This window comes from Denitratimonas organivorans, from assembly GCF_037478135.1.
GTDB lineage: Bacteria > Pseudomonadota > Gammaproteobacteria > Xanthomonadales > Xanthomonadaceae > Denitratimonas.
Window position 1 is genome coordinate 334,966 of sequence record NZ_JBBHDV010000002.1, and the last position, 6,540, is coordinate 341,505.

Consider the following 6,540-nt stretch of genomic DNA (forward strand, 5'->3'; position numbering starts at 1 on the left):
ACGGGAATTTCCTGCCGGACCTGCCGATGACCAATTTCCCGCTGGCGCCAGACCTTTCGCCCTCGTTGAGCTGGGTCAACTGCCCGGAACAGCGCATCGCCGCGCTGCGTGGCCGGGTCGTGATGCTGGCGTTCTGGCATGCGGCGTCGGCGCCTTCGGCCAATCTGCTGGCGGATCTTGCGTATCTGCAACTGCGCTATGCCGATGGCCTGAGCGTGATCGGCATCCACACTCCGAAGTTCGATGCGCAGCGCGATGCCGATCTGGTCGGGCGCGCGGTCAACCGGCTGGGCGTGCGCTTTCCGGTCGCCAGCGATGCCGATGTGGTGGCCTGGCAGCATTACGGCATCCGGGGCTGGCCTTCGGTGGCGGTGATCGATGCGCAGGGCCGGTTGGTGGAAATCGTGTCCGGCGATCAGCAGCGCGATGCGCTGGAGCGGATCATCGTGCAGTTGCTGGATCAGGCCGGTGAAGCCGGTTGGCGCGTCTACGAAAACGCGCAGTCGGTCTCGCGCCCGGAGCCGTTGACCGAAGTGGCGTTTCCGCGTGGTCTGGCGTTGACGGCGGACCGCCTGTACCTGGCCGACAGCGGCCATCACCGCATTCTGGAATGCACCCACGATGGCCAGGTATTGCGCACATTCGGTTCTGGCACCGCCGGTTTCGTCGATGGGTTGGGTATCCAGGCCCGCTTTCTGGCGCCGGTTGGTCTGGCCCTGCTCAAGGACAATCTCTACGTCGCCGACACCGGTAACCATGCGATCCGCCGCATCCGGCTGGCTACCGGCGAGGTCGATACGCTGATCGGTGCTGGTCGTGCCGGCCCACCGCGTGCGGCCACCGATTTCCGTGAGGCTGAGATCCTGCTGGATCATCCCCACGGCGTGGTGGCCGGGCTGGACCGGCTCTATATCGCAATGTCGGCCAGCAACCAGATCTGGGAGCTGGACCTGGGGCGTCATTCCTTTCGGCCGCTGGCAGGCTCGGGCCGGCTCGCGTTGGCCGATGGAACCGGCGCGCTGGCTGGATTCGCGCAGCCGGGCGGGCTGGCCTTGCAGCAGCACACGCTCTATGTCAGCGATGGTCAGGCTTCGGCCTTGCGCAGCCTGCATCTGGGCACCGGCGAGGTGCAGACGCTGGCGGGCAAGGGCCTGTTCGAATACGGCCTGGCCGATGGTGGACGCGAGGATGCGCGCTTGCAGTATCCGCAGGGCATCGCGCTGGACCCATCGGCGCCGCTGCTGTGGGTGGCCGATTGCTACAACAACGCGATCCGGATGCTGCGCCTTGAACAGGGCGAGCTGGTGCAGTTCCCGCTGGAGCACGGCCTGCGGCGCCCGACCGCGCTGGCCAGCAACGGCGAGCACCTGTGGATCTCCAATACCGATGCGCACGAAGTGCTGCGGGTGGATCTTTCCAGCGGACAGGTGCAATGCCTTCCGATGGCACCGTGATGCCAGGCGCGGCCGAACGCTGCCGCGCGCGGTGACGGGGCGGTGTGATGCAGCGCGATGATCCAGAAGTGCCGGGCTTTGATGGCCGCCAGTTCGCGCGCGAACTGACCACCGCGCCGGGCGTCTACCGGATGTACGGCACCGACGATGCGGTGCTGTATGTAGGCAAGGCGGCGTCGCTGAAAAAGCGCGTCGCCAGTTATTTCACCAATGCACCGCGCAGCCCGCGCACCCGCGCGATGCTGTCGCAGGTGGCGCGCATGGAAGTCACCGTTACCCGCACCGAAGGCGAGGCGCTGCTGCTGGAAAACCAGCTGATCAAATCGCTGAAGCCACGCTACAACGTGCTGCTGCGTGACGACAAGAGCTATCCCTACATCTATCTGTCCAGCGAAGATGCGACCCCGCGCATCACCTTCTATCGCGGTACGCGCGCGTTGCCGGGGCGGTTTTTCGGGCCGTATCCGAGCGCGCTGTCGGTGCGCGAGACGCTCAACACCATCCACAAGCTGTTCAAGCTGCGTTCCTGCGAGGACAGCGTGTTCCGCAACCGCAGCCGGCCCTGCCTGCAATACCAGATCCAGCGTTGCAGCGCGCCGTGCGTGGGTTATGTCGAACCGGCCGAATACCGCGCCAGCGTGCATCGCACCGAACTGTTCCTGGACGGACGCAACGATGTGCTGGTGCAGGAGCTGGGCGACGCGATGGAAGCGGCCAGCGCTGCGCTGGAATTCGAAAAGGCGGCGCAGTTGCGCGACCAGATCGCCAATCTGCGCAAGATGCAGGCGCGCCAGTACGTGGATGGCGACCGCGCCGAACTGGACGTGCTGGCCTGCGCGATGGAGCAGGGCATGGCCTGCGTGGTGCTGCTGTGTTTCCGCAACGGCATGAACCTGGGCACGCGCAGCTTCTTCCCGCGCACCAACGGCGCTGAGGATGCGGGCGAAGTGCTGGAGGCGTTCGTCTCGCAGTACTACGTCGACAAGCGCCCGCCGCGCGAAATCGTGCTCAGCCACGCCATCGCTGATGCGCCTCTGCTCGCGCGTCTGCTGTCCGAACAGGCCGGTATCCAGGTGCAGCTGAAGACATCGGTGCGCAGCGAGCGCGCCCGCTATCTGGAACTGGCGCAGCAGAATGCGCGCATCGCGCTGGCCGCGCAGATCGGCAGCAGCGCCACCCAGCGTGCGCGGATGGCGTCGCTGCAGGAACTGCTCGGACTGGAACAGCCGCCGCAGCGGATCGAATGCTTCGACATCAGCCACACCATGGGCGAGGCCACGGTGGCCTCGTGCGTGGTGTTCGATGCCGAAGGGCCGGTGCGTGGCCAGTACCGCCGCTTCAACATCAACGGCATCACACCGGGCGATGATTTCGCCGCAATGCAGCAGGCGCTGACACGCCGCTTCAAGCGTGCGCGCGAGGATGGCGTGCTGCCGGACCTGTTGCTGATCGACGGTGGCAAGGGCCAACTGACGCGTGCGATCCAGGTGCTGGAGGAACTGGAGATCACCGGGGTCAGCCTGCTGGGTGTGGCCAAGGGCGCCGAGCGCCGCGCCGGTGACGAGACCCTGGTGCTGCCCGATGGCAGCCAGCTGCATCCGGGCGCCGATTCGCCGGCGCTGCACCTGATCGCGCAGGTGCGTGATGAAGCGCACCGCTTCGCCATCACCGGGCATCGCGGGCGCCGCGCCAAGACGCGCGAGCACAGCCGGCTGGAAGACATCCCGGGCATCGGACCACGCAGGCGCGCTATGCTTCTGCGTCATTTCGGCGGCTTGGCCGAACTGCGGCGTGCTGGCGCCGAGGAGATCGCGCGGGTGGAAGGCATCAACATGGCATTGGCCAAACGAATCTGGAGCGCGCTGCACGGCGTGGCTGAAGAAGACGCCGGCAGCGGCAAGCAGGATCCGGCGTGAAGCTCACGGTTCCCACGCTGCTGACGCTGTTCCGCATCGCGCTGATTCCGGTGCTGGTGGTGGTGTTCTATCTGCCCTACGGCTGGACCAACTTCGCTGCCGCGTTCATCTTCGCGCTGGGTGCGTTCACCGACTGGCTCGATGGCTGGGTTGCGCGCCGCTTCCACCAGTACTCGGCGTTCGGCGCCTTCCTTGATCCGGTCGCGGACAAGCTGATGGTGGCGGTGGCGCTGTTCCTGATCGTGCAGGGCCACCCGACGCCGTGGATGGCGTTCTGGGCGGCGGTGATCGTCGGGCGCGAGATCGCGGTTTCGGCATTGCGCGAATGGATGGCCGAGATCGGCCAGCGCGCGCGGGTCAAGGTCGCCTGGATCGGCAAGGTCAAGACCATGGTGCAGATGATCGCGCTGTTGTGCCTGCTGTATTCCGTGACACCGGAAAAGCCGCAGCGCAGCACGCCGTGGATGGGGGATGTGATCTTCCACATCGGCGACTGGCTGCTCGCGGCCGCCGCGTTGCTGACGCTGTGGTCCGGCTTCCAGTACCTGCGCGCGGCGTGGCCGGCGATGCGCGACGACGTGCGCTGAGGCGACGGAAGAATTTCAACAATGTGACCACTTCAAGTATTGACTTCGCGCCGAAGTTCGCTAGAATGCTTCGACCACGCGGGAATAGCTCAGTTGGTAGAGCACGACCTTGCCAAGGTCGGGGTCGCGAGTTCGAGTCTCGTTTCCCGCTCCAGACAAGTCGAAACCCCGGTTCCGCCGGGGTTTCGCATTTCCGGATACCGGTTACGCCCATGGCGGGCAGGCATCCGACGAAGCCACCACGCTTCGCAACGCCTCAGGGGCCTGATGGCAGAGTGGTTATGCAGCGGCCTGCAAAGCCGTGTACGCCGGTTCGATTCCGACTCAGGCCTCCAAATCGAGATACCGGGACATCCCGGAACATCATCAAACCCCGCTACTGGCGGGGTTTTTTGTTGTCTGCGCTGTAGTGGGAGGCAGGCCAGCTGGTCTGCGAAATCTTCTGGTTGGGGGCAAAAATGCTTCGGCATTCACCGGTGTTGAAACGATGAAGCAGCCGTACGTGGTGTGGTGGGCCGCCGAGCCGCAGCTGTGCATTATCCGTGTTGCGAGCGATGCCCTATGATCGGCGGCCCCACGTCACGAGATCACCCTGATGAGTCCATCGCCCATTCATCGCCATGACATCGGCCCGCGCATGTCCGAAGCGGTGGTGCACAACGGTGTGGTGTATCTCTCCGGTCAGGTGGCCGAGAGTCCGGGCCTGGATGTCGCCGGCCAGACCCGGCAGGCGTTGGAGCAGGTGGACGCATTGCTGCACGCTGTCGGAAGCAGCCGCGAGCGCGTACTGCGGGCCGAAATCCTGCTGTCGGATATCAACGACTTCTCCGAAATGAATGCGGTTTGGGACGCGTGGGTCTTGGCCGGCCAGACACCGGCGCGAGCGACCTTCCAGGCGGCCTTGGCCGATCCTGACTGGAAGGTGGAAATCATCATCACTGCAGCGCTCTGATCAGGACTTCTTGAGATGAGCCGTCTGCTGATGAACCTGCGGCATGCGCCCGAGGATGAGGTCGAGGAGGTGCGTGCGCTGTTGCGCGAACACGGCATCGATTTCTACGAGACACAAGCCGGGCGCTGGCGTATTTCACTGGCCGGGATCTGGGTGGAAGAACAGGACTACGAGGCCGCGCGACGCCAATTCGACGCCTACCAGCGTGAGCGTCAGGTGCGGGTGCGCGCCGAACTTGCCCGGCAACGGGAAAGCGGTGAAGCGCCGGGCGTGATCGACAGTTTGCGCGCCAACCCGCTGGGTTTCGGGCTGGCGCTGGTGGTGATCATCGGCATTGTGGTGCTGATGGCGTGGCCGTATTTCGGCTGGTGATTGCCGCCGTTGAGCCAGTGTGACGGGGTGTCACGGCAGCGCCAGGTTCCGGGTCAGAGGCCGACACAGGTGGGGTTTCAGTCTACGGAAGGGCTGCTGCCATGCTGTTGCAGGCGTGCGGCGATCAGCGCGTCCTTTTCCGACCACAGGCTGTTGAGCCAGCGCTGGCAGCGCGCGCGATAGTGGCTGTCGACTTCGTAATTGCCGCCGTCGGCCAGATCTTCCGGCACTTCGCGCGCGGTCATGTGGATCTCGATATGGCGCAGGCGTCCGGCCATCAGGTCGGCCAGTGACGGTTGCGGATCCAGATAGACCAGGGTCAGATCCAGCACCACCCTGAGCTTGCCGGCCATCGCGTCCAGCACCGCCGCCGCACCGCCGGCGCGCGGTCGCAGCAGGTGCTGGTAGGGCGGTTTCTGGCGCGCGTGCTTTTCCGCCGTGAAGCGAGTGCCTTCGACGAAATTCATGATTGAAACAGGCACTGTTGCGAACTTGGCGCAGGCGGCGCGCGTGGCGTCCAGATCGCGCCCGCGCAGTTCCGGACGGCGCGCCAGCTCGGCCTGCGAATGGCGACGCATGAACGGGAAATCCAGCGCCCACCAGGCCAGCCCCAGCACCGGTACCCAGATCAGCTGCTGCTTGAGGAAGAAGCGCAGCAGCGGAATGCGCCGGTTGAACACCGCCTGCAGCACCGGGATATCGCACCAGCTGCGGTGGTTGCACAGCACCAGATAGCAGCCTTCCGGATCCAGTTCGGCTTCGCCGTGCAGGGTGATTTTGGTCGGGGTGAAGGCGCGGATCATCGCCGAGTTCAGCCCGATCCAGGATTCGGCCAGACGCGTCAACCACTGCGAGATCCGCATGCGCGCTCCGGCAAACGGCAACGCCAGTTTCACCAGCGAAAGCAGCAGCAGCGGCGTAGTGTGGAGCAGGGTGTTGAGCCCGATCAGGGTAGTGGCGAAGGCGATGCGGAGGAAGGCGGGCATGGAATTCCGGAGCGTGACGGAAAGGTGGTGGCCCGTGGTGCCCGGAGCGGGAATCGAACCCGCATGGCCTTGCGGCCGAGGGATTTTAAGTCCCTTGCGTATACCAGTTTCGCCATCCGGGCGGAGGGCCGACGCATAGGATAGAGGTTGCTGGGCTGCTTGCGGTGCTTGCGGGTATCGATCTGGTCATGGATCAGGTCATGGATCAGGTCATGGATCAGGTCATGGATCAGGTCATGGATCAGGTCATGGATCAGGTCATGGATCAGGTCA

At 64.9% G+C, this 6,540-nt stretch carries 6 protein-coding genes and 3 tRNA genes; 7 read left to right on the top strand and 2 right to left on the bottom strand.

The genetic code is table 11. The features are described 5' to 3' along the window. Window positions 1-26 precede the first annotated feature (26 nt). The 7 genes from WDB66_RS03875 (at window position 27) to WDB66_RS03905 (ending at window position 5,281) form a co-directional block, all read left to right on the top strand. The gene (locus tag WDB66_RS03875; protein ID WP_339397223.1) at window positions 27-1,454 is read left to right on the top strand and encodes a hypothetical protein; all 1,428 of its coding nucleotides are present in this window, start codon (window positions 27-29) and stop codon (window positions 1,452-1,454) included. Between the two features lie 47 nt (window positions 1,455-1,501). Continuing rightward, window positions 1,502-3,370: an excinuclease ABC subunit UvrC gene (gene uvrC / locus WDB66_RS03880; protein ID WP_339397224.1), complete on the top strand. Its 1,869-nt coding sequence runs from the start codon at window positions 1,502-1,504 to the stop codon at window positions 3,368-3,370. Next, entirely contained in the window at window positions 3,367-3,957 is a 591-nt protein-coding gene (gene pgsA / locus WDB66_RS03885) for a CDP-diacylglycerol--glycerol-3-phosphate 3-phosphatidyltransferase (protein WP_339397225.1), read from the top strand. Before uvrC ends, pgsA begins: the two co-directional genes overlap by 4 nt. Before the next feature lie 78 nt (window positions 3,958-4,035). After that, a tRNA-Gly gene (locus tag WDB66_RS03890) sits at window positions 4,036-4,111 on the top strand. A gap of 107 nt (window positions 4,112-4,218) precedes the next feature. Next, a tRNA-Cys gene (locus tag WDB66_RS03895) sits at window positions 4,219-4,292 on the top strand. 260 nt (window positions 4,293-4,552) lie between these two features. After that, window positions 4,553-4,909, top strand: coding sequence for a RidA family protein (locus WDB66_RS03900; RefSeq protein WP_339397226.1), 357 nt, complete (start codon window positions 4,553-4,555; stop codon window positions 4,907-4,909). A 15-nt stretch (window positions 4,910-4,924) separates the two neighbouring features. Continuing rightward, on the top strand, window positions 4,925-5,281 hold the full coding sequence (locus WDB66_RS03905) for a DUF6164 family protein (protein WP_339397227.1): 357 nt from the start codon (window positions 4,925-4,927) through the stop codon (window positions 5,279-5,281). A gap of 77 nt (window positions 5,282-5,358) precedes the next feature. Here the strand turns inward: WDB66_RS03905 and yihG are convergent, their stop codons facing one another. Beyond that, window positions 5,359-6,267, bottom strand: coding sequence for a 1-acylglycerol-3-phosphate O-acyltransferase, YihG family (yihG, locus tag WDB66_RS03910; protein ID WP_339397228.1), 909 nt, complete (start codon window positions 6,265-6,267; stop codon window positions 5,359-5,361). 35 nt (window positions 6,268-6,302) lie between these two features. Continuing rightward, window positions 6,303-6,389 (bottom strand) — tRNA-Leu (locus WDB66_RS03915). Window positions 6,390-6,540 lie beyond the last annotated feature (151 nt).